21 protein-coding genes are annotated in these 20989 nt (G+C 63.8%); 13 read left to right on the top strand and 8 right to left on the bottom strand.

Going from position 1 to position 20989, the window contains the following annotated elements:
- Positions 1 to 16 precede the first annotated feature (16 nt).
- From DNK49_RS16335 to DNK49_RS16310, 6 genes are all read left to right on the top strand, one after another.
- Entirely contained in the window at positions 17 to 322 is a 306-nt protein-coding gene (locus DNK49_RS16335) for an urease subunit beta (protein WP_110526846.1), read from the top strand.
- Between the two features lies 1 nt (position 323).
- Positions 324 to 2030, top strand: a complete 1707-nt coding sequence (gene ureC, locus DNK49_RS16330; RefSeq protein WP_110526844.1) for an urease subunit alpha — start codon at positions 324 to 326, stop codon at positions 2028 to 2030.
- Between the two features lie 145 nt (positions 2031 to 2175).
- Entirely contained in the window at positions 2176 to 2655 is a 480-nt protein-coding gene (gene ureE / locus DNK49_RS16325; RefSeq protein WP_110526946.1) for an urease accessory protein UreE, read from the top strand.
- Positions 2652 to 3359, top strand: coding sequence for an urease accessory protein UreF (locus DNK49_RS16320; RefSeq protein WP_243632402.1), 708 nt, complete (start codon positions 2652 to 2654; stop codon positions 3357 to 3359). Before ureE ends, DNK49_RS16320 begins: the two co-directional genes overlap by 4 nt.
- A gap of 17 nt (positions 3360 to 3376) precedes the next feature.
- Positions 3377 to 4006: an urease accessory protein UreG gene (gene ureG / locus DNK49_RS16315; RefSeq protein WP_110526842.1), complete on the top strand. Its 630-nt coding sequence runs from the start codon at positions 3377 to 3379 to the stop codon at positions 4004 to 4006.
- A 167-nt stretch (positions 4007 to 4173) separates the two neighbouring features.
- A complete protein-coding gene (locus tag DNK49_RS16310; RefSeq protein ID WP_110526840.1) occupies positions 4174 to 4482 on the top strand; it encodes a c-type cytochrome in 309 nt (102 codons plus the stop codon).
- Positions 4483 to 4552: 70 nt separating this feature from the next.
- Here the strand turns inward: DNK49_RS16310 and DNK49_RS16305 are convergent, their stop codons facing one another.
- The 4 genes from DNK49_RS16305 to DNK49_RS16290 form a co-directional block, all read right to left on the bottom strand.
- On the bottom strand, positions 4553 to 6730 hold the full coding sequence (locus DNK49_RS16305; RefSeq protein ID WP_110526838.1) for a putative bifunctional diguanylate cyclase/phosphodiesterase: 2178 nt from the start codon (positions 6728 to 6730) through the stop codon (positions 4553 to 4555).
- A 52-nt stretch (positions 6731 to 6782) separates the two neighbouring features.
- Complete coding sequence (locus DNK49_RS16300; protein WP_110526942.1) at positions 6783 to 8783, bottom strand: ATP-binding protein; 2001 nt, start codon at positions 8781 to 8783, stop codon at positions 6783 to 6785.
- Positions 8784 to 8868: 85 nt separating this feature from the next.
- Positions 8869 to 10005, bottom strand: coding sequence for an EAL and HDOD domain-containing protein (locus DNK49_RS16295; RefSeq protein WP_110526837.1), 1137 nt, complete (start codon positions 10003 to 10005; stop codon positions 8869 to 8871).
- A 26-nt stretch (positions 10006 to 10031) separates the two neighbouring features.
- On the bottom strand, positions 10032 to 11051 hold the full coding sequence (locus tag DNK49_RS16290; RefSeq protein WP_110526835.1) for a CDP-6-deoxy-delta-3,4-glucoseen reductase: 1020 nt from the start codon (positions 11049 to 11051) through the stop codon (positions 10032 to 10034).
- A gap of 21 nt (positions 11052 to 11072) precedes the next feature.
- Here DNK49_RS16290 and DNK49_RS16285 point away from each other — a divergent pair, with 21 nt between their 5' ends.
- Genes DNK49_RS16285 through mobB form a run of 5 tightly spaced genes read left to right on the top strand, consistent with a single transcriptional unit; the run spans position 11073 to position 16453 of the window.
- A complete protein-coding gene (locus DNK49_RS16285) occupies positions 11073 to 11978 on the top strand; it encodes an SDR family oxidoreductase (protein WP_110526833.1) in 906 nt (301 codons plus the stop codon).
- Positions 11978 to 12388: a CopD family protein gene (locus tag DNK49_RS16280; protein ID WP_110526831.1), complete on the top strand. Its 411-nt coding sequence runs from the start codon at positions 11978 to 11980 to the stop codon at positions 12386 to 12388. The genes DNK49_RS16285 and DNK49_RS16280 overlap by 1 nt, the downstream gene beginning before the upstream one ends.
- A 24-nt stretch (positions 12389 to 12412) precedes the next feature.
- A complete protein-coding gene (locus DNK49_RS16275; RefSeq protein ID WP_110526829.1) occupies positions 12413 to 13825 on the top strand; it encodes a sigma-54-dependent transcriptional regulator in 1413 nt (470 codons plus the stop codon).
- A gap of 28 nt (positions 13826 to 13853) precedes the next feature.
- Positions 13854 to 15926, top strand: coding sequence for a sensor histidine kinase (locus DNK49_RS16270; RefSeq protein WP_243632410.1), 2073 nt, complete (start codon positions 13854 to 13856; stop codon positions 15924 to 15926).
- Entirely contained in the window at positions 15923 to 16453 is a 531-nt protein-coding gene (gene mobB / locus DNK49_RS16265) for a molybdopterin-guanine dinucleotide biosynthesis protein B (protein WP_110526827.1), read from the top strand. Before DNK49_RS16270 ends, mobB begins: the two co-directional genes overlap by 4 nt.
- Positions 16454 to 16516: 63 nt before the next feature.
- Here mobB and DNK49_RS16260 read toward each other — a convergent pair whose 3' ends face one another.
- Genes DNK49_RS16260 through DNK49_RS16245 form a run of 4 tightly spaced genes read right to left on the bottom strand, consistent with a single transcriptional unit; the run spans position 16517 to position 19743 of the window.
- Positions 16517 to 17410, bottom strand: coding sequence for a helix-turn-helix transcriptional regulator (locus DNK49_RS16260; protein WP_243632409.1), 894 nt, complete (start codon positions 17408 to 17410; stop codon positions 16517 to 16519).
- Positions 17411 to 17420: 10 nt separating this feature from the next.
- Complete coding sequence (mobA, locus tag DNK49_RS16255; RefSeq protein WP_110526823.1) at positions 17421 to 18023, bottom strand: molybdenum cofactor guanylyltransferase MobA; 603 nt, start codon at positions 18021 to 18023, stop codon at positions 17421 to 17423.
- Positions 18020 to 18841: a formate dehydrogenase accessory sulfurtransferase FdhD gene (locus DNK49_RS16250; protein WP_110526821.1), complete on the bottom strand. Its 822-nt coding sequence runs from the start codon at positions 18839 to 18841 to the stop codon at positions 18020 to 18022. Before DNK49_RS16250 ends, mobA begins: the two co-directional genes overlap by 4 nt.
- The gene (locus DNK49_RS16245; protein WP_110526820.1) at positions 18838 to 19743 is read right to left on the bottom strand and encodes a Rossmann-like and DUF2520 domain-containing protein; all 906 of its coding nucleotides are present in this window, start codon (positions 19741 to 19743) and stop codon (positions 18838 to 18840) included. Before DNK49_RS16245 ends, DNK49_RS16250 begins: the two co-directional genes overlap by 4 nt.
- Positions 19744 to 19876: 133 nt before the next feature.
- On the opposite strand from DNK49_RS16245, the gene DNK49_RS16240 reads away from it, so the two are divergent.
- Complete coding sequence (locus tag DNK49_RS16240) at positions 19877 to 20362, top strand: DUF3305 domain-containing protein (RefSeq protein WP_110526818.1); 486 nt, start codon at positions 19877 to 19879, stop codon at positions 20360 to 20362.
- Positions 20359 to 20913: a DUF3306 domain-containing protein gene (locus DNK49_RS16235; RefSeq protein ID WP_110526816.1), complete on the top strand. Its 555-nt coding sequence runs from the start codon at positions 20359 to 20361 to the stop codon at positions 20911 to 20913. The genes DNK49_RS16240 and DNK49_RS16235 overlap by 4 nt, the downstream gene beginning before the upstream one ends.
- Positions 20914 to 20989 lie beyond the last annotated feature (76 nt).

Below are 20989 nucleotides of genomic sequence, written 5' to 3'. Positions count from 1 at the left end.
ACAGACAGGAGCAATCATGATTCCGGGTGAACTGATGCCGCGTGACGGCGAGATCGAACTCAACGTCGGCCGCGCCACGCTGACGCTTGCAGTGACCAATACCGGCGATCGTCCGATTCAGGTCGGCTCGCATTACCACTTTGCCGAAACCAATGCCGCGCTCACTTTTGATCGTGCGCAGGCGCGTGGCTACCGGCTGAACATTGCGGCTGGCACGGCCGTGCGTTTCGAGCCGGGTCAGTCGCGTACGGTCGAGTTGGTTGCGCTCGATGGCGCACGTAGAGTCTATGGTTTCAATGGCGATGTGATGGGAGCGCTCTGACATGGCAAAGATGACCCGCCGCGCCTATGCGGAGATGTTCGGTCCCACCACGGGTGACCGGCTGCGCCTGGCAGATACCGCCCTGGTGCTGGAGGTGGAGAAGGACTACACCATTTATGGTGAAGAGGTGAAGTTTGGGGGTGGCAAGGTCATCCGCGACGGCATGGGGCAGAGCCAGCAGGTGGCCGCCGAGGTGGCCGACACCATCATTACCAACGCCTTGGTCGTTGATGCGGTCACCGGCATCGTCAAGGCCGATGTCGGCCTCAAGGACGGTCGTATCTGGAAGATCGGCAAAGGTGGCAATCCGGATATTCAGCGTGGTGTCACGATTCCGGTGGGTGCCGGTACCGAGGTGATTGCCGGTGAGGGCATGGTGCTGACCGCCGGCGGTATCGACAGCCACATCCACTGGATCTGTCCGCAACAGATCGAAGAGGCGCTGATGTCGGGCGTCACCACCATGTTGGGGGGCGGCACCGGACCGGCCACGGGTACCTATGCCACCACCTGCACGCCGGGGCCGTGGCACATCCATCGCATGCTGGAGGCGGCCGAGGCCTTCCCGATGAACCTGGGCTTCTTTGGCAAAGGCAATGCCAGCCTGCCGGCACCGCTGAAGGAACAGGTCGAGGCCGGCGTGATCGGCCTGAAGCTTCATGAGGACTGGGGCACCACCCCGGCGGCGATCGACAACTGCCTGACCGTCGCAGACGAGATGGACATCCAGGTGGCGATCCATACCGACACGCTCAACGAATCCGGTTTTGTCGAAACCACGCTGGCCGCGTTCAAGGGCCGTACCATCCACACCTTCCACACTGAAGGCGCAGGCGGTGGTCATGCGCCCGACATCATCAAGGCGGTGGGTTCCGCCAATGTGCTGCCGTCATCGACCAATCCCACCCGGCCGTTCACCGTCAACACCATCGACGAGCATCTGGACATGTTGATGGTATGCCACCACCTCGATCCTTCCATTGCCGAGGACGTTGCGTTTGCCGAGAGCCGGATTCGCCGTGAGACCATCGCCGCCGAGGATATCCTGCACGATACCGGTGCCTTCTCGATGATGTCATCGGATTCTCAGGCCATGGGCCGCGTGGGTGAAGTGGTGATCCGCACCTGGCAGACCGCGCACAAGATGAAGGTGCAACGCGGCGAGCTGGCCGAAGATGCAGGTACCGGCAACGACAACTTCCGGATCAAGCGCTACATCGCCAAGTACACCATCAACCCGGCCATTACCCATGGCATCGCACACGAGGTCGGGTCAATCGAGGAAGGCAAGCTGGCCGACCTGGTGCTGTGGCGGCCGGCCTTCTTTGGCGTCAAGCCCAGTCTGATCCTGAAGGGCGGCATGATTGCGGCGGCGGCAATGGGCGACCCGAATGCGTCGATTCCCACGCCTCAGCCGGTGCACTACCGGCCGATGTTCGGTAGCTTCGGCAAGGCGCTGAAAACCTCGGTGACCTTTGTGTCGCAGGCTGCGCTGGCCAACCCCGCGATTGCCGCGCTCGGGCTGCAGAAACCCCTGGTCGCGGTCAAGGGCTGCCGCAACGTGAAGAAGACCGACATGGTGCACAACGGCGCGATGCCGGTCATCGATGTCGATCCGGAAACCTATATCGTGCGGGCCGATGGCGAACTGTTGACCTGCGAGCCCGCCACCGAGCTACCCATGGCCCAACGGTATTTCCTGTTCTGACGCAGGGCGGCAGCGGCTGCCTTGCCGGTCCGGAGCGGCTACCCACCGCCGCTCGCTGCAAAAGGAGGTCATCATGCTGGTCGCCGAACGTTCCACTGCCACCCGGATTGCCCCGCCTGGGGCGCCTGATACTGTCCATACCGCCATGTTGCTGATCGAATCCCTGTACGAAGGCCCCAAGGCCGCCACCGAAACCCTCGAACTCGATTTCGGCTATCGCACCAAGAGCCGGTTGCGTGCCCAGTTGGGGTCGGGCGAGGAGGTCGGCCTGTTCCTGCCGCGCGGCACCATCCTGCGCGGTGGGCAGAAACTGCATGCCCGAGACGGTCGTATTGTCGAGGTCGTCGCCGCACCCGAGTCCTTGCTGGAGGTGCGTTGCGCGGATGCTTTCGAACTGGCACGTGCTGCATATCATCTGGGCAACCGCCATGTTGCCGTACAGCTGGGCGAGGGCTGGCTGCGCATCCAGACCGACCATGTGCTCGAGGGCATGCTGACCGGCCTGGGGGCCGAAGTGCTGCCGGTGACCGCGCCGTTCGAGCCCGAGGCGGGCGCCTATGCGCATGGTCATCAGCACCCCGGTGACGGCAGTGGCGCGCGCATCCACATGATGGGCGGGCAGTGAGCGGTCCGGTACCCGGGGCGGGCCTGCTGCCGCTGGTCCGTCTGCTGCAACTGACCAGCCCGGCCCTGCCGGTTGGCGCCTATACCTACTCGCAGGGGCTGGAATGGGCCGTGGAGTGCAGCCGTGTCCGCAACGAGACGGACGCAGCGCAGTGGATCGGCGATCTGCTCAGCTGCAGTCTGGCATGCTTCGAGGCGCCGCTGGTGGCGTGTCAGATGCGTGCGTGGGCGGCGGGCGACGATGTTGCGCTGCAGCGGCTGAACGATGACTTCCTGGCCAGCCGCGAAACCTCCGAGCTACGCGCAGAGACCGCGCAGATGGGGTATTCGCTGGTCCGTCTCTTGGTGGACCTCGATGCCTGGTCCGGCTTGCCTGGCTGGTCATCCCGCCTGCAGGCGATCGAATCCCCCGCTTTTCCGACGGTGTGGACTGCCGCTGCGACGGCCTGGCAGGTGCCAGTGGCCGATGCGCTTGTTGCCTACCTGTGGGCATGGCTGGAAAATCAGGTGATGGCGGCACTCAAGGCCGTGCCCCTGGGGCAGAGTGCGGGGCAGCGCCTGCTGGCTGGCCTGGGTGAGCGTATTCCCGAGCTGGTCGCGTCGGCAGTGGATCTGCCCGAAGTCGAATGGAGCAACTATACCCCCGGTCTGGCGCTTGCCAGCAGCCGGCACGAAACGCAGTATTCACGTCTTTTCAGAAGCTGATCCGGAACGCATCCATCATGTCCCTTTCTGCATCCCAGCCCCTGCGCGTCGGCATCGGCGGCCCGGTGGGCTCCGGCAAGACCGCGCTGACCCTGGCCCTGTGCCTGGCGCTGCGCGACAAGTACAACATCGCGGTGGTCACCAACGATATTTACACTGCCGAGGATGCGCAGTTCCTGGTGCGCAACCAGGCGCTTGCGCCGGACCGCATCATTGGCGTTGAGACTGGCGGTTGTCCGCACACCGCGATTCGCGAAGATGCCTCGATCAACCTCGAGGCGGTAGATCGCCTGAACCGGACCTTTCCCGGCCTGGAGATCATCTTTGTTGAATCCGGTGGGGATAACCTGGCTGCCACCTTCTCCCCGGAGCTGTCCGATCTGACGATCTACGTCATCGATGTGTCGGCCGGCGACAAGATTCCACGCAAGGGCGGACCAGGCATCACCAAGAGTGACCTGCTGGTGATCAACAAGATCGACCTTGCACCACTGGTCGGCGCCTCGCTCGAAGTGATGGACCGCGACGCGCGCAAGATGCGTGGCGAGCGTCCCTTCATCTTCTCCAATCAGAAGACCGGGCAGGGACTGGCCGAGATCATCGACTTCATCGAACGTCAGGGCTTGTTGCGCGCAGAGCCGGCCTGAACGGGCCAGTGTTCCCAACCAACTTTCGACATAGTGGGCGAGAGTTTGCAGATGGATACAACAATGTCGCCCTGGAGCTTGCCGACAGAGGCCTTGTCGGTGGTAATGCCCCGGTGCATGGTTTAGTATCCGCTGATGTTTCACACCACCATGAAGAGGAAGAGAACATGAAAGCGTTTGTAGCTGTTGCGGTTGCCGCCGGCCTCCTTTCCGCTGCCCCGGCCTTCGCCTCGGCCGACCTCGCCAAGGCCAAGAACTGCATGGCCTGTCATGCAGTCGACAAGAAGCTGGTTGGCCCGTCCTACAAGGATGTCGCGGCCAAGTACGCTGGTCAGAAGGACGCCGTCGCCACGCTGGCCGCCAAGGTGCAGAAGGGTGGTGTGGGTGCCTGGGGGCAGATTCCGATGCCGCCCAATCCGCAGGTCAGTGCGGACGACGCCAAGAAGCTGGTCGAATGGGTTCTGGCACAGAAGTAAGCACGCAGTAGGTCGTCAGTGTAGTGACGGCCGCAGGGACACAAGGCCGGCACATGCCGGCTTTGGTCTTTCAGGGGGCAGCGAAGTCGATTTCCGGTGCAACGTTCAGCCAGGCGGTTGCCTGCTCTGCCGGTGCAGGATGAGCGAACAGATAGCCCTGCATGATGTCGCACCCGAGCGCCCGCAAGGTCTCTGCCTGCTCCATGCGCTCCACACCCTCGGCGATCAGTTGCAAGCCGAAGCCACGAGCGATACCGGTGATTGCAGAGATGATCGGATTGGTCGAGGGGCCATCCAGGTCGCGGACAAAGCTGCGGTCGATCTTGAGCGTGCTGACCGGAAACTTCTGCAGATAGGCCAGGGCCGAATAGCCGGTACCAAAATCGTCGATGGCCACCGACAGCCCCGCATCGCGCATGGCCCGCACCTTGGCGGCGACCCCGGCCGAGTCCTGCATCATCATGCTCTCGGTGATCTCGAGCTCAAGCTGGGACGAGGGAAGACGATGGCGTTCGACGCACTCGGTGACCATCTCCACCACATCCTTGCGGCTGAAGTCGTGCGGCGACAGGTTGAGCGACATGCGCAGGTCGGAGAAGCCGGCATCCCGCCACTGAGCAAGCTGCCCGCAGGCACGCTCCAGCACCCAATGGCTGATGTCGCCGATCATGCCGATTTCCTCGGCCACCGGTATGAAGGTTGCCGGGCCGATCTGGCCGTGGGTCGGGTGGTTCCAGCGCAGCAGCGCCTCCATGCCGACAACACGCTTGCCCTTCAGGCTGATCTGGGGCTGATAGTACAGCTCGAATTCGCTGCGCTCGAGCGCAAGCCGGAGGTCATTCTCGAGGGTGATGCGCTCGCGATAATGGGTGTTTAGCTCGGGATCGAAGAAGCGGAAGGCGTTCTTGCCCGAACGTTTGACCTGATACATCGCGATATCGGCGTGCCGGGTCAGGTCTTCGGCGCCGTCACCGTCACGCGGGTACAGTGCAATGCCGATGCTGACCGTCGCGCGGAAATCCCCATGGCTGAGCCGGAACGGCGGGGTCAGTGCATCCACGATCTTGCGGGCAATGGTCTCGGCGTCTTCAGGGTGGTTGATGTCGGGCAGCAGCACCGTGAACTCGTCACCGCCCAGACGGGCAAGGGTATCGCCACGGCGCAGCGTGCTGGACAGGCGGGCGGCAATGCCACGCAGCAGGGCATCGCCTTCGGCATGGCCGAAGGTGTCGTTGACCAGCTTGAAGCGATCGACGTCGACAAACATCACGGCCAGTGCACCCGTGCGGCGCTGGGCCTGGGCAATCGCCAGTTCCAGACGGTCCTTGAACAGCACCCGGTTCGGCAGACGGGTGAGCTGATCGTGATAAGCCTGGAAGGTGATGATTTCCTCGGCGCGCTTGCGCTCCGAGATGTCGCGGGCAACGCCATAGAGACCGGTGGAGCGCCGACCTTCGCGGTCCGGCATCGGAATCACCGTGAGCGATACGGTGATGCTCTCACTGCTGCCCTCGGTTGGCTCGTCGCGGCTGCGCCTCAGGCGTAGCTCGATATTGAAGCTCTCTCCAGGGGTGTTGCCGCGGGCAAACATCAGGCTGTTGATGCGGTCAATGTCCTCCGGCATCACCAAGGTCGAGAACGGGCGCCGCAACAAGGCGGTGCGCTCGTAGCCCAGCAGGGGGCGAACGCGTGGATTCAGATAGCTGAAGCGGCCTTCGGTATCGAGCGTGAAGATCAGGTCCGGTGAACTTTCCACCAGAAAACGATGCAAACGTTCGGATGCGCGCAGGCGCTGGCTCATGGCGCGATTGGCACGCTCCAGCGTCGCCTTGTGCAGGGTGCTGTCGACCGCCCGCTGCAACTGGGCAACATGATAGGGCTTGCGGACATAGTCGTCCGCTCCCCCGCGCAAGGCACCAATGGCCGCATCGATGGCATCTTCGCCGCTGATGACGATGACCGCCTCGTCGCGGTGCTGATGGGTCAGCCAGTCGAGCAGGTCGAGACCGGTAGCGTCGGGCAGGCGGTAATCGAGCAGGACGAGCGCGAAATGTTCGCGTTCGAGGATGGCAATCGCCTCGCCAACGCTGCCGCACTCTGCGAACTGGCGGCCTTCGCGAGCCAGTACCCTCGGTAGCGTGCGTCGCAGCGCATCGTCGTCGTCTACGACGAGGATGCGGCATTGATCGCTGCTCTCGTGGCCTTGGCCCGGCGGCGCGAAGAAAGGCTGTTCACCCGGTATGACCATGCTCTCCCGGTTAGCGGTAATCCGCAGTAACACTTTCAGGATAATGCAACAGTCAGCGCGAATGATCTAGTGGTATGAAAATCTGAAAGGTGGTGCCTGAGCCTGACTGGCTACGACACAGGATGGATGACTTCCATTGCGTCAGGATGTCACGCACCACGGACAGGCCGATTCCCTGGTGATTTCCGCCTTTGGCGCTAGGTCGTGGTGCGAACAGATTGCTGGTGCGTTCAGGTGGCAGGCCGGGGCCATTGTCCACCAGGCGCAGTTCAGCGCAGGCGTGCCCGTCGACGACGACCTGGCCGGCTAGTGCGAGCAACAGCCGCCCGCCGGGTTGCAGCGCTTCGGCGGCATTGCGCATCAGGTTGAGCAGCACCTGCTTGAGTGCCGAGGGCGGCATGGCGACGGGCGGCGTGCCGCTGGCCGCACGCAACTCCAGTTGTATGCCGCGTTGGGTAAATAGTGACTCTCCATACAGTGCGCGCATCTCCTGCATCAGTTCGACGACGTTGCAGCTCGCAAGCTCACGTTCTGCGACAGGAAGGTTGCCGGCCTGGCGGAGGAGATTGCCGATGCGGTCGAGTTCGGCGTTGAGCAGCGACATGTCTTCCTGCAGCGAGCCGTCATTGGCGTGATCCTGCCCGATCAGGCTCAGCCGGTTCTTGATCACCGTCAGCGGGTTGGTGGCTTCGTGAGCAATCCGGCGGACGTGCTCGCGGAAACGTGCGTGCAGTTCCTGTTCTCGTGCCGCGATGGCGTGATCCTGACGGCGAAGTGTCAGCAAAACTCGTCCGGCAGCACTGAGCAGTTCGCCCAGTTGCCAGCGTTCGCTGATGCCGAGGCTGTGCTCATGCTCGAGCGCGACAACTGCGACGCCAGTGACCGGGCCGAGCTGCAGGGGGATGCAGCTGAAGCCGCGGCGGCCAAGCCAGCGCTGCAAATGCCAGTCGGCCATGCTTCGGCCCGGGGTACGCGTGGCTGGGAAGTAGCTCGTGTGCACGCCGCTGCGCTGCGCGAGTGCGACCTGGCTGGCCTCATCCTCGACTCTCAGCCTGAGCTCACCAAGCCCCCGCACAGCCTCGGCATCTGCTGCACCAAGGAGGGGTTGAAGCACGCCGTCGTCGTCGGGATGCAGCACGATGGGTAGGGCTTCTCCGCTCAGCAACGGGCAGGCGATGGCCAGCCGTCTGATGGCTTGTTCGGCATCGACGTCGCTGAAGCCGGCGACGATGAGACCGTGAAGCGCGGCTGCGATGATCGGTTCGTTGTCCGGTGCGATGACCTTGTCCGGGCTGCCGAACACGGTCATCGCACCGCTCGCCCGTTGTGGCGGTGGCGGATAGGCGGCATGGCCGGCAACGATGTAGCCGACATCGGTACGCAGACTGGTCAGGCTGCTTGCAGGCAGCCCCGTGAGCGGTGCCAGCCGGCTGACGTGCTGTTCCCAGCCGTCCGTTGAAAGTTGGCGCGCGGCATGCAGCAGGCGGACAAGGGGGTGGGCCTGTTCGATCTGTTCGTCGAGCAGTGTGCCGAGTTCCAGTGCGTTGCTCAGTGTCGCGGGCAGTCCGCAATCACTGACCAACCTGGCAAGCATCTGGCGGGGGTTGTCCGCCTGGAGCGAAATGCGTGCAGCTGGCTCCTGGCGAGCTTCGCCGCCCGGGTCTGTGCTCAGGTTGAACCACAGGCCTGCGAGATAGGCTTCATCAGGGCGGGGGTAATGGGTCTCGAGTGCGAGGTGCAGGGCGCATTCGGCAAGCAGCAGGGCATTGCCTTGATGGGTCGGGCTGCAGGGCATGCCAAGCAACCAGGCGCGCAGCAGGTCGGCACCGAGGGTTTCCAGCCGGTGCCGCAGCACGCTGTTGAGGCCGTCATCGAGCTCACGCGGGCACAAGGGCGCGGCGCTGAGCAGCAGCATGCACAGCGCAGGGTCACGCGCAGTGACGAGGGCGATCTCCGGCCAGTTGGGTGAACTCGCCGCCAGCAGGCGTAGCACCGTCGCACAGCAGTCGGGCTGTGGTTGCTGCAGCGCAGATCGGTGACGGGCCTGGTTCATGAGTTCGGAGTTCGGACGCGGAAACAATGCGCACGATTGTATCGGCCGGATCAGGTCGGCCATGTGAACGAATGCTCGCCGGCGCTCAGGCTTGCAGGCTGTCGGCAAAACCGAGCGCGGTCAGTTGAGCACGGTTGATCTGTTCTGGGGCGAGGTGCAGCTCCGCAACGGCTTTGGCCAGTCCGCTGCTGTCGAAGCTCTCGCAATGGCGCGCGAGTTTGAGGAAGGGGGCGAATTCGCCTTCATCGTGCAGCAGTGCATCGGAAACCGCAGCAGGCAGATGCATCTCATCGAGCAAGGCCTGCATCGAGGTACCGAGCAGCACGTGCAGCAGCGAAAACGCGCCGGTGATGAAAAGGTTGTCGCGCTCGGACTTGTCGAAGAAGCCGCCGCCGATCTCTTCCATGAAGCGGCCACGCGCAATCGCTGTCTGCATCATCGCGGGTGCGCTGGGGTCGCGGCTGGCGGTGACCAGCAGCAGCGACAGCCACTTGTTGAGATTGGAGTAGCCCAGGATGCTGACTGCGTGGCGGAAGGACTGGATTTCGCACATCAGGCCGAAACCGGCAGAGTTGATGTAGCGCAGCAACTTGTAGGACAAGGCGACATCCTGCTTGAGCACAGCCTCGATGTCCTTGATCTCGCCGTTGTTGCGTACCAGGTTCAGCAGCCGGACTATCTGCGCATGGCCGGGAGACAGCTCTTTGGCTGGGGGGTTGCCGTGCAGGAAGAACCAGCCCGATGCACCATCGTAGCCCGCACCAACGGCCTGGCGGAACGCCGCCACGTCGGCCAGACCCCAGGCCAGGCTCAGCCCCGGGGAACCGGCGGGGGCGGGGTGCTTGCGTGCGTCGATGAGGACGAAGCGCCAGTCCACCCCCGGGGGCAGCGCAGTCCCCCGTACGAACCACGTCAGGCACATGCTGATGCCGGCCTGCTGCAACTGCGGCAGCAGCGCGATTGTTTGCGGGTGGGCCAGCGCTTGCGCCGGGATTTCCAGCATGGTGTTGCCCGGCACCGACCAATTCATGATGTCCGGCGTGGGCACCAGGCGACCGAGGCTGACAAAGACCGGATGATGGCTTGGCCAGTCTTCCTTCAGGCTGTTCAGCGTGTCGACCACCGCTGCAATGTTCGGCCCATGCGCAATCAGGCGGTTGGCCGTGATCGCCCGGCTTTTGTTGACGACGGGCTCGCGGGTCAGCAGGGTGGTCTGGCTCATGGTCGGCGATCTTGACGGGCTGGGGTTCAGGTCGGGTTGGCGAAGGTGAAGGCGTCGGCAAAGAAGGCGTCTTCGGGCAGGTTACGCTGGGTGATGAGGCTGCTGCGCGCAGTGTCGATCATGGCAGGCGCGCCGCACGCGTAGACCTCATGCCCGGACAGGTCGTCAAAATCGGCCAGCACGGCTTCGTGAACCAGTCCGCGACGGCCGCTCCAGCCGTCGTCTGGCGTGCCGTCGGAGATGACCGGAACGTAGCGCAGGCCCGGCAGCGCGTCGGTCCAGCTGCGGGCCAGTGCGTCCATGTACAGGCCTGACGGAGCGCGTGCCCCCCAGTACAGGCTGATCGGCCGCGTGATTCCACTGTGGATGGCGTGCTCGATCATGCCCTTGATCGGGGCAAACCCGGTACCGCCAGCGATCATGACGATGGGGCGCCCGCTGTCTTCGCGCAGCCAGAAGCTGCCCAGTGGCCCTTCGAAGCGCAGGATCTCGCGTTCCTTCATGCCGTTGAATACGTGACCGGTGAAGCGGCCTTCGGGGATCAGGCGTACATGCAGTTCGATGTGGCCTTCGACATGAGGGGCATTGGCAATCGAGAAGCTGCGCCGCTGACCGTCGGTAAGCAGGATGTCCACATACTGTCCGGCAAGAAACTGGAAGCGCTCGCTGGCCGGCAGCTTCAGCTCGATCAGCATGACGTCGTCGGCGAGGCGTTCGAGCTTCTGCACCCGGCAGGGCAGCTTCTTGACCGGGATGTCGCCGACTCGCGTCACGCTGCGGACTTCGAGGACCAGATCCGAACACGGTCTGGCACGGCAGAACAGCGTGTAGCCAGCGTCCCGGTCGGTGGCGGACAAGGCGCCTGCTGCATGGCTGCCGAGCTCGACTTCACCGCTGACAACCTTGCCCTTGCAGGCACCGCAGGCACCGTCGCGACAGCTGTAGGGCAACAGCAAGCCCACCTCGAGCGCGGCTTCCAGGATGGTGCGGTCGGCCTCGGCGGTAAAAGCGTGGCCACTGGGTTGAAGTGAAATCTGATACGGCATGGTGCGTGAGATAATGTATCGATGAAAAGAATTCTTGTTGTCGGTTGTGGCGACGTTGCCCAGCGTGCACTGCCCTGGCTGGCAAGACGCTTTCGCGTCTTCGCTCTCGTGCGCCGTCCGGAGGCGGCTGCCCGTTTGCGTGCGCTGGGCGTGTGTCCGCTGATGGGCGACCTGGACGACCTGCGCAGCCTTGGTCGCATCGCCGGGCTGGCCGATGCCGTCCTGCACTTTGCGCCCCCGCCAGGCGAAGGTCGCAGTGATCCGCGTACCCGTCGATTGCTGGCCGCACTCAGCCGTCGCGGGAGTCTACCACAGCAGCTGATATACATAAGCACGACAGGGGTTTACGGCGATTGTGGCGGGGCGGCAATCGATGAACGCCAGCCATGCCGGCCGGGCAATGCGCGAGCCATGCGGCGAATCGATGCCGAACGACAGGTGCGTGCCTTGCCGCGACGCCTGGGTGTGCGCACTTGCGTGTTGAGGGCGCCTGGCATTTACGCCGCTGATCGCCTGCCGCTGGAACGCCTGCGCCGTGGCGACCCCGTGTTGTGTGCGGACGAGGACGTATTCACAAACCACATCCATGCCGACGATCTTGCCCGTCTGGCCTGTCTGGCACTGTTCCGTGGCCGCAGTGCGCGGGTCTACAACGCGGTGGATGATACCGACCTGCGCATGGGTGATTATTTCGACCGGGTTGCGGACGCCTTTGATCTGCCGCGGCCTGAACGCCTGGATCGTGCTGCCATCATCCGAAGGCTGTCGCCGATGACGCTCTCGTTCATGTCCGAGTCGCGGCGCATCGACAATCGTCGCATCCTCGGGGAACTGCGCGTGGCGCTGCGTTATCCCACGATCGACGCCGGCCTGAGGGCGGCGCGTGCCGTCGCCCGCCAATCCGATACTTCTGGAGCGCCTGTCTGATGCTGACCCTGAAAGCCCTGCACATCATCTTTGTGACCAGCTGGTTCGCTGGCTTGTTCTACCTGCCGCGACTGTTCGTCAACCATGCCATGGTCGAGGATGCCGCGACCCGAGAGCGCCTGGCGCTGATGGAGCTCAAGCTGTACCGGTTCATGACCCCATTGGGTATCCTCGCCGTGGGTCTGGGCTTGTGGTTGTGGCTGGGCTACGGCTTTGCAGGTGGCTGGCTGCACGCCAAGACAACGCTCGTGCTGGGGCTGGTGGGCTACCACCTTTATTGCGGCAAGCTGATGCGAGATTTTGCTGCCGGCCGGAATACCCGCAGCCATGTCTGGTATCGCGTGTTCAATGAGGTGCCGGTGCTGGTGTTGTTTGTGGTGGTATTCCTGGTCGTGATGAAACCGTTTTGAGCGCAGCCGGGACGAGGAATGACGATGCAGCGTGACGAAGAACAGACGGTAGCAGTGCCGACCGCCGCAGGCGAGTTCAACTGGCAGGCGCATTCGGTGCTGATTGTCGATGACGAGGAGGGCATGCGCCATTTTCTCGAGCGCACGCTCAAGCGCCGCTGTGGCATGGTCGAGGCGGCCGCTGATGTCGAGCAGGCGACCGAGCTGATGGCGAGGTTGCATTTCGATCTGCTGATCCTCGACATTGCCTTGCCTGGAAAATCGGGCATCGAGTGGCTGCACGAGTTGCGCGAGCAAGGTTTCGGCGGTGACGTGATCCTGATTACCGCGTTTGCCGATATGGAGACCGCGATCGACGCGCTGCGTGGTGGCGCTTCGGATTTCATTCTAAAACCATTTCGCATCGACCAGATCCTGAACTCGATCAAGCGCTGCTTCGAGCGTGCCCGTCTGGCACGTGAGAACTTCGTGCTGCGCCGCGAGCTGGCCGAGCGTGCGTCGGACGTGGTTGGCCTGGTGGGTCATTCAGCGGCCATCCAGCAGTTGCGCGGCATGATCCGTCGCGTCGGACAGATGCCCAGCACCGTGCTGCTGCTCGGCGAGTCGGGCACTGGCAAGGAGGTGGCAGCGCGCGCCTTGCACCAGACCAGCCCGCGTGCGCAGCGTCCCTTCGTGCCGCTCAACTGTGCGGCGATCTCCTCCGAACTGATCGAGAGCGAGCTGTTCGGTCATGTGAAGGGGGCGTTCACCGGGGCCACCGAAAGCCGCAACGGCCTGTTTTACTACGCCCATGGCGGCACCCTGTTTCTGGATGAGATCAGCGAGCTGCCGCTGGCGATGCAGACCCGCCTGCTGCGGGTCCTGGAAGAGCGCCGGGTACGTCCGGTGGGTTCGGAGCGCGAGATTCCGGTCGACGTCCGCATCATTGCCGCATCGAATCGCGACCTGGCGGCCGAGGTGGCTGCAGGACGTTTCCGCCAGGACCTGTACTTCCGTCTCGCCGTGGTGGATATCCGCATTCCACCCTTGCGTGAACGCGCTGAGGACATTCCCGACCTGATGCGCCATTTCATGGACATGCTGTCGGTGCAGCTCGGGGTGGCGCCGCTGCCGCTGTCGCATGCGCTGATCAATTGCCTGACAGCCTATGGCTGGCCAGGCAACGTGCGGGAGCTGCGCAACTTTGTCGAGCGTTCGCTGATCCTGGGGGCATTCCCGACCGAAATGTTGCCGGTTGAGGCCTGCTCGGTGCTCGGTGGCGGGGTGGACCTGACCCTGACCCTGGAGGAGGTCGAGAAGCGGCACATCCTGCGTGTGGTGGAGGACTGCAAGGGCAGCAAGACCGAGGCAGCACGGCGTCTGGGCGTGTCGCGCAAGACGCTGGACCGCAAGTTCGCCGACTGGGGCGACGACGTGCGGTCGGCGGCTGTGGTCTGAGCGCCTTACTGTGCGCGCTGTCCGGCTGTTGTCCTTGATTGACTATTTTCGTGGTTCGGTCCGCGCAAAGCTGCTGTTTCTGGTGCTGGCGCCGCTGGCGCTGGGGTTCCCGATCATCATGGGCCTGACCTGGTACTGGAGCCACACTTACTACCACAAGCTGCTGGTGTTCAAGGTTGGCAGCGATCTGGTAACCGCCAACGAGTATTTTGACCGGGTGATCGAGGGTGTTGGAAACCGCGCCGACCGCCTGGCTGCATCGAGTCGCCTGACCGTTGCGATGAGCGAGGGGCGCCTGGCCGATTTTCTGCTGGCAGCGCGTGGCGAGTTCGACGTGGATTTCGTCAATCTGCTGGATGTGAATGGACGTGTGCTGAATTCGTCTGGCGGCCTGGCACGCGGCAGTGGTCGGTCACACTGGCCGGTGGTGTCAAGAGCCATCCTCAATGCGGCGAGCGAGCGCAGTCTGGTCGAGATCTTCGATGCACAGGCGCTGGAGGACATCTCTCCTGCATTGCGCGAACGCGCCCGGCTGGCGCTGGTGCCCACCGCCCGTGCAGCGCCTGATCCACGTAGCCACGAGGAGCGCGGCATGGTCATTCATGCGGCGGCGCCGGTGTATGACGCGGCGGGCAATCTGGTTGCGGTGGTCGAGGCGGGGGTACTGCTCAATGGCAACCTTGGATTTGTCGATACCATCAATGCCATCGTCTATCGCGATGATTCATTGCCGCTCGGCAGCAAGGGCACCGCGACGCTGTTTCTTGGTGACACCCGCATTGCCACCAATGTCCGCCTGTTTGAGGGTGAGCGTGCGCTCGGTACCCGTGCTTCGGTCGAGGTGCGTGACCACGTGCTGGTGGGTGGCCGGACCTGGCTGGAAACGGCTTTCGTGGTCAATGACTGGTATGTGTCCGGCTACGAGCCCATCGTCGACAGCCGGGGCGAGCGCGTAGGCATGCTCTACGTCGGATTTCTCGAAGCGCCGTTTCGAGAGGCGAAGACGGTTGCCTTGCTCGTCATCTTCTGCCTCTTTCTGGTAATCAGTGTGGTGGGTGCGATCTGGTCGCTGCATTGGGCGCGCAGCATCTTCCGGCCGATCGAGCGCATGCATGGGGTGATCGGCCGTATCGATGGTGGCGATGGCGAGGCCAGGGTCGGTGCAGTCGACAGTCGTGACGAGCTCGGGTCGCTCGCGCACGAGTTCGATCATCTGCTCGATGTGTTGGCGCTCAAGCGGACGCAGCTCGAGCAACTGGCAGCCTCACTTGATCGGAAGGTGGAGGAGCGCACGCGCGATCTGGCCACGGCCAATGCCGAGTTGCGTGCGGCGCAGCGGCAACTGGTGATGAGCGAGAAGCTCGCTGCAATCGGTGAGCTGACGGCTGGCGTCGCCCACGAGATCAGCAACCCGACCGCAGTGATCCAGGGCAACCTCGACCTGTTGCGCGAGGAGCTCGGGCCACATGCGCAGACCGTCATTGGGGAAATCCGCTTGATTGACGAGCAGGTCAACCGGATCCGCCTGATCGTGACCAAGCTGTTGCAGTTTGCCCGTCCGGGCGAGTTTGCCGGTTACGTCGAACAGGTGGATGTCAATACGGTGCTGGCCGACTGTCTGGTGCTGACGCGGCACCATCTGTCCAAGCGCAGCGTCCGGGTCGAGCAATGGCTCGAGACCCGTCGCCGGGTCGAGATCAACGCGCAAGAACTGCAGCAGGTGCTGATCAACCTGATCGTCAACGCGGTTCAGGCCATGCCTGAAGGGGGGGTGCTGACGCTGCGCACCGAGGACTGGAACGAGCATAATGCCGCGCGTGGTGTCCGTATTGTGGTGCAGGACACCGGGCAGGGTATCCGCGCCGACGATTTGGCGCGTATATTCGATCCTTTCTTCACCACCAAGAAGACGCAGGGCACCGGCCTGGGATTGTCGATCAGCTATTCGCTGCTCGAACGTTACGGTGGGCGGATCACCGTCGAGAGCACGCCGGGTGCGGGCGCGGCGTTTACCGTCTGGGTGTTGAGTGAGCCGGAGTATCGTAAGGAAGGCATCGAGCCGGCGCGTAATGGCGGCGGCCAGGATTACAGAGCAGAATGAAAGTCATCGGATTCGCCGGTTGGTCCGGCAGTGGCAAGACGACGCTGGTCGAGCAGGTCATCAGCCTGCTGGCAGCGCGCGGACTGGCGGTGTCGCTGGTCAAGCACGCCCATCACACCTTCGATATCGACCACCAGGGCAAGGACTCGTGGCGTCACCGTCACGCGGGTTGCCGCGAGGTGTTGATCAGCTCCGGGCTGCGCTGGTCGTTGATGCACGAGTTGCGCGGCGATGACGAAATGCCGCTCGAGGCCTTGCTGGCCAAGCTCACGGATTGTGACCTGGTGCTGGTCGAGGGCTTCAAGCGCGCAGCCATTCCCAAGATCGAGGTTCGTCGCACCGTGGTGACCGAGCCGGCGTTTTTCCCCGACGACGCCAACATTGTGGCGGTGGCCACCGATGCTCCGCTGGATACGCAGTTGCCACAGCTCGACATCAATGATCCGGCACAGGTTGCCGACTTCATTCTTGGTTATTTTTCCATCATGCCTCCGGGCGAATCCCGGCTTGTCGCGACAGCAGGTTGATTGATCGCAGGGGGGCGTTAGCGCCTGCTTGCCTCAGTCGTGGGTTGGTCCCATCTGTCAGGGTCAATCGCTGCTGGCGATCTGCCCCAGCGGGCCCAGATCGTAGCCACCCAGCCGGTCGGCAAGCGGGGTGCAGGCGCGGTAAGCCTGCAGCAATTGCTGGAACAGCTTGCGGAACACGATGTCGCGCGGCATCGCCAGTTCGAAGGCTTCCCAGCCGAGCGCGATGAAGCCCAGACCGAATTCGCTGGCGGCTGCCCGGGTTCCCGGGGCACAGTCGGCCTCCTCCCTCGCGAGCAGCCCGGCCGCTTCGCGTTCGCCATGCGCTTCGGCAACGATCGTGCAGTCACCGACATCAAAGCCGCGGCTGGCCAGGGCGGACTCCAGGAAATGGCGTGAGCCCGTGCCGGCGCTGCGCATTGCCCAACGGTAGTCGAAAGCCGCCAGCGTCTCGATCGCGTCGACATCGAGTCCGCGGCGCAGCATGACGCCCTGCTCGCGGTGTGCCAGCCGGATCCGCGCCCAGCCAGGGTGGGCGGCGAAGCGTCTCAGCAGCATGGCGTGCTGGGTTGAACTGGTGTCGACCCCGCCCCAGTGGATGGCGCAGACATTGGCCTTGCGCGCGGCCAGCAAGGCCAGCCCGGGCAGCGTGCCGGTCGGGCTGTAAGCGACATAGGCGTCGGCACCGAGTTGTGGCGCCAGCGCACTGACTGTGGCACTCAGCAGTGGATCGTCACTGCCGGTAATCAGCAGGCGATCGGTCAGCACGCCGCCATGGGCCTGCTCGCGCAGCCAGTCGTCGAGCAGGGCACGTGGAAACAACCATTTGCCGCCGACTCGGGCGGCGGGAATCTCGTGCGCGTTGGCCAGTTCGTAAAGCTTCTTCTCGTTCAGGTGCAGATAGGCCGCAGCCTGGCGGGCGGTAAGGTTGGGGCTGCCGTCATCCGTCACCTGCATAGGGGCAAGATCAGCCACGGTCAGCCGGTAAGCCATCTGCTGCAGCAACGAGCTCTTCGCGAGTGTTGATGTTACGGAACGCGGCCTCTTCGTCATCGAAGGCTACCTCGACGACGTTCAGGCTGCCGTACCAGCGGTCGATCCGGCGCCCGCCGCTGGAAAGAAAGTCGTGCAGGTGACTGGCCAGTTGGCTGCGGCACAGACAGAACACCGGGTGGGCCTGGTCGAAGGTCTTTGCCACCGCCAGATCGGCATTTTGCGCACGCAGCGCCTGATGCAGGCGCTCGACCAGATCGCTGGGCAGAAAGGGCGAGTCGCATGGCGCGGTCACCACCAGGGGGTGGCTGGCGCGCACCAGCGCGGCATGCAGACCGGCAAGCGGGCCGGCGTAGCCGGGAATGTCATCGCCGAAGACCGGATGGCCGAAGGCCGCATAGGCCTCGGCATTCTGGTTGGCATTGATGATCAGCTCGTCCACCTGAGGGCCCAGACGCTCGAGTACATGCGCGGCCATGGGTTGGCCGGCGAGTTCGACCAGTCCCTTGTCCACGCCGCCCATGCGGCTGCCCTGGCCGCCCGCCAGCAACACGCCGGTGATTTTGTCGGTGTTCATCGGGTGAAGTACTCCTCGCCGGAAAACAACAGGTAGTGCTTGCCCTGAGCGCGTCCAATCATGGTCAGCCCCAGGCGACGGGCAATGTCCCAGCCCATCTTCGTCAAACCAGAGCGTGACACCAGAAAGGGGATGCCCATCTGTGCCGTCTTGATCACCATCTCGGAGGTCAGCCGGCCGGTGGTGTAGAAGATCTTGTCGGCACCGTCGAGCCCGTCCAGCCACATCTGGCCGGCGATGGCATCCACTGCATTATGGCGACCGACGTCCTCGAAGAACATCAGCACCTCGCAAGCGCCATCGGGCGTTGCACGGGCCAGGGCGCAGCCATGCACCGCACCGGCCTGCTTGTAGATGGATTCATGGTGGCGGACCGCGTCCATCAGCGCATACAGCGTGGATTGCGACAGCTGGCGTTGCGCGGGCAGGCGGATGTCGTCGATCTCGTCCATCAACCCTCCAAACACCGTGCCCTGGCCACAGCCGGTGGTGACGGTGCGACTGCCCAGGCGCTGGTCGGCATCCTGCAGCCCCCCGCGGGTGGTGACCGATACCGCTTCCACCTCCCAGTCCACCTGAACCGAGGCAATCTCGTCCAGGCGAGTGACCAGGCGCTGGTTGCGCAACCAGCCGATGGTCAGTGCTTCTGGTGCGGCACCCAGGGTCATCAGCGTGACGATCTCGCGCTTGTCGACATAGAGCGTCAGCGGATGCTCGCCCGCGATGGCGGTTGGGATCACCTCGCCGCGCTCATTGACGGCGGGAATGGTGACGGTGAGCGGGCGGCTGGCATGGCTGAGCTGCGGACGTTGGGTCATGGTTGATGGGGCAGGTCGGCGGTGGGAAGCGGGGATTGTAGCGGTAAGTTCGTGCTGTTCAGGTCCTCTCGCGTCAGCGCGAGGCCAGGCGGGGCGAGCTGAAGCGCGAGCAGGGAAAGGCTGCGGTAAGCCGCGCCGATGTCGGGGTCCAGCGCGTGGGTGGCGTCGATCTCGGCGCGCAAGGTGGCGAGGTCGCCCCGTGCGACGGGCCCGGTCAGCGCCTGTTGCGTGCCCTTGCGATCGATGTTCGTCAGGGTGCCGGCGATCAGAGGTTGCAGCGCGTGCCAGGCGGGTTCGCGGGCGATGCCGGCATTTTCCAGGCAGCGCAAGGCGCCGTCCATGAGCGCGACGAGATGGTTGCACGCCAGTACCGCTGCTGCGTGGTACAGCAGCTTGTGTTCCGCAGCAATGCGGGAACAGCGTCCGCCGATGGCCTCGAACATCGGTATCAGCTCATCGACGGCGAGGGCGTCACCTTCGCAGGCGCAGAAGGTAGCGGTGAAGTCCGTTACCGCAGTGGCCGGGTCGGCGAAGGATTTGAGCGGATGCACGCTCGCGATGCGCACGCCCAAGGAACGCAGTGGTGCCATGACCCCGGACGCCAGCGCACCGCTGCAATGCAGAACGGTGTCGCCGCTGCGCAAGCGACCGCTCTGCCCAAGATTGGCCGCGGCCGCTGCAATCGCGTCGTCGGGCGTGGCGATCAGCCAGTAATCGGCCGCGGGTGCCGCGTCGAGGGTGCACACTGTGCCGGCACCGATGAAGTCGTGCGCAGCTGCGGTGCTGGCAGGGTGGCGACCGATCAGGGCGCCGACTTCGATCTGACCGGCCATGTGCAAGAGTCGGCCGATGCTCCGTCCCAGACGGCCCGGGCCAATGATGTTCAGACGGGGTTTGTTCATGTGTCGATTGTAGCGGTCTGGCGTCGGCTTGCCGCTGACCGCGGGGAGCGGTCAGACTTACCGAGCGTGGCGGCCTGCCGTATGCTAGTCAACCTTCGCCAGGTTTCACTTTGTCTGTCAGGACTTTTCGACCATGAACCACTTTCCCATCGCTGTCATCATGGAGCGTCGCAAACTGCAGAACCGCTGGGTTGACGAGGCCTGGGAGGCGGTGGGGGTTGTGCCGGCGTTTGCCGGTGGCAGTGCGGAGGGCGAGGCCGGCGAGCCACCGCGCCATATCCTGGCCGAGGCTGATCGCGACCAGTGGCTGTTTGCCGGTTTCCGTATCGAGCTGTTTCGCGACGAAGCTGACAACTATTTCCTGAACATGAGTTCGCCCCTGCCCAAAGTCTTTGTCATGTGGCGCAAGGAAGGGGCGCTGGCAGAGCCGAAGGCCGTGTCCGCAAGCTATGGCGAGGCGGCGCGCTGGCTCGATTCTGGCGAGCAGGTGGATGGTATTCCGATGTCGCGGGAGATGGCCGACTGGGTGGGGGATTTCGTCAATACCCACTACAAGCCGGCACCACGCAAGAAGGTGCGTCGCAACGACCCGCTTGCACAGAGCCGGGAGCGCACATGAGTGCCGGACGTTTCCTGTCGCGCTGGTCGCAGCGCAAGCTGTCTCAGGCAGCACCGGCCGATACGCCGCTGGACGAGGCGCTTGCCGGGGTTACCGCGGTTCCCTCTTCGTTGCCAGTGACGAATGCCGAGGCGGTAGCGCCAGTTGACCTGCCTGATCCTGCCAAGCTGACCCTGGAGTCCGACTTCACCGCTTTTCTCAAGGAGGAGGTGGGTGAGGCCGTACGGCGTCAGGCCCTGAAGAAGCTCTTCAATGACCCGCATTTCAATGTCATGGACGGGCTCGACATCTATATCGACGACTATTCGGTGTCCGAGCCGATTCCGCCGGAAATGCTGGCCAAGCTGCGCTCGGCCAGCGAATGGCTGGCAGGACGTGAGGATGACGTTCCTACGCAGACCGAAGACGGAGTTAACGGACAGAAGTCTGAACAGGAGAGCGCTGCAGCAGGTCTGGGCGGGGCCACGCAGGAAGAACCGCTTGAGGCTCCGGAAACTGAGCTCGAGGAAACGTTGCCCTCTCAGGGGGGGCTGCAGCCTCCGCTAGCGTAGTTCCCGTTTCGAGGCCCAATCCTCATGTGTTGGGAGCGGAACGGATAGCCAATGCGGAGTCTGCGGCGCGGTCTCG

The organism is Parazoarcus communis SWub3 = DSM 12120, assembly GCF_003226565.1.
Lineage (GTDB): Bacteria > Pseudomonadota > Gammaproteobacteria > Burkholderiales > Rhodocyclaceae > Parazoarcus > Parazoarcus communis.
The sequence above is the reverse complement of the archived record's forward strand: the minus strand, read 5'-3'. Positions and strand labels throughout refer to the sequence as shown.

What these genes read in the sequence shown, in the direction of transcription:
- DNK49_RS16335 (WP_110526846.1), top strand. Translation starts at nt 17, where the DNA reads ATGATTCCGGGTGAACTGATGCCGCGTGACGGCGAGATCGAACTCAAC.
- ureC (WP_110526844.1), top strand. Translation starts at nt 324, where the DNA reads ATGGCAAAGATGACCCGCCGCGCCTATGCGGAGATGTTCGGTCCCACC.
- ureE (WP_110526946.1), top strand. Translation starts at nt 2,176, where the DNA reads ATGTTGCTGATCGAATCCCTGTACGAAGGCCCCAAGGCCGCCACCGAA.
- ureG (WP_110526842.1), top strand. Translation starts at nt 3,377, where the DNA reads ATGTCCCTTTCTGCATCCCAGCCCCTGCGCGTCGGCATCGGCGGCCCG.
- DNK49_RS16310 (WP_110526840.1), top strand. Translation starts at nt 4,174, where the DNA reads ATGAAAGCGTTTGTAGCTGTTGCGGTTGCCGCCGGCCTCCTTTCCGCT.
- DNK49_RS16305 (WP_110526838.1), bottom strand. Translation starts at nt 6,730, where the DNA reads ATGGTCATACCGGGTGAACAGCCTTTCTTCGCGCCGCCGGGCCAAGGC.
- DNK49_RS16300 (WP_110526942.1), bottom strand. Translation starts at nt 8,783, where the DNA reads ATGAACCAGGCCCGTCACCGATCTGCGCTGCAGCAACCACAGCCCGAC.
- DNK49_RS16295 (WP_110526837.1), bottom strand. Translation starts at nt 10,005, where the DNA reads ATGAGCCAGACCACCCTGCTGACCCGCGAGCCCGTCGTCAACAAAAGC.
- DNK49_RS16290 (WP_110526835.1), bottom strand. Translation starts at nt 11,051, where the DNA reads ATGCCGTATCAGATTTCACTTCAACCCAGTGGCCACGCTTTTACCGCC.
- DNK49_RS16285 (WP_110526833.1), top strand. Translation starts at nt 11,073, where the DNA reads ATGAAAAGAATTCTTGTTGTCGGTTGTGGCGACGTTGCCCAGCGTGCA.
- DNK49_RS16280 (WP_110526831.1), top strand. Translation starts at nt 11,978, where the DNA reads ATGCTGACCCTGAAAGCCCTGCACATCATCTTTGTGACCAGCTGGTTC.
- DNK49_RS16275 (WP_110526829.1), top strand. Translation starts at nt 12,413, where the DNA reads ATGCAGCGTGACGAAGAACAGACGGTAGCAGTGCCGACCGCCGCAGGC.
- mobB (WP_110526827.1), top strand. Translation starts at nt 15,923, where the DNA reads ATGAAAGTCATCGGATTCGCCGGTTGGTCCGGCAGTGGCAAGACGACG.
- DNK49_RS16260 (WP_243632409.1), bottom strand. Translation starts at nt 17,410, where the DNA reads ATGCAGGTGACGGATGACGGCAGCCCCAACCTTACCGCCCGCCAGGCT.
- mobA (WP_110526823.1), bottom strand. Translation starts at nt 18,023, where the DNA reads ATGAACACCGACAAAATCACCGGCGTGTTGCTGGCGGGCGGCCAGGGC.
- DNK49_RS16250 (WP_110526821.1), bottom strand. Translation starts at nt 18,841, where the DNA reads ATGACCCAACGTCCGCAGCTCAGCCATGCCAGCCGCCCGCTCACCGTC.
- DNK49_RS16245 (WP_110526820.1), bottom strand. Translation starts at nt 19,743, where the DNA reads ATGAACAAACCCCGTCTGAACATCATTGGCCCGGGCCGTCTGGGACGG.
- DNK49_RS16240 (WP_110526818.1), top strand. Translation starts at nt 19,877, where the DNA reads ATGAACCACTTTCCCATCGCTGTCATCATGGAGCGTCGCAAACTGCAG.
- DNK49_RS16235 (WP_110526816.1), top strand. Translation starts at nt 20,359, where the DNA reads ATGAGTGCCGGACGTTTCCTGTCGCGCTGGTCGCAGCGCAAGCTGTCT.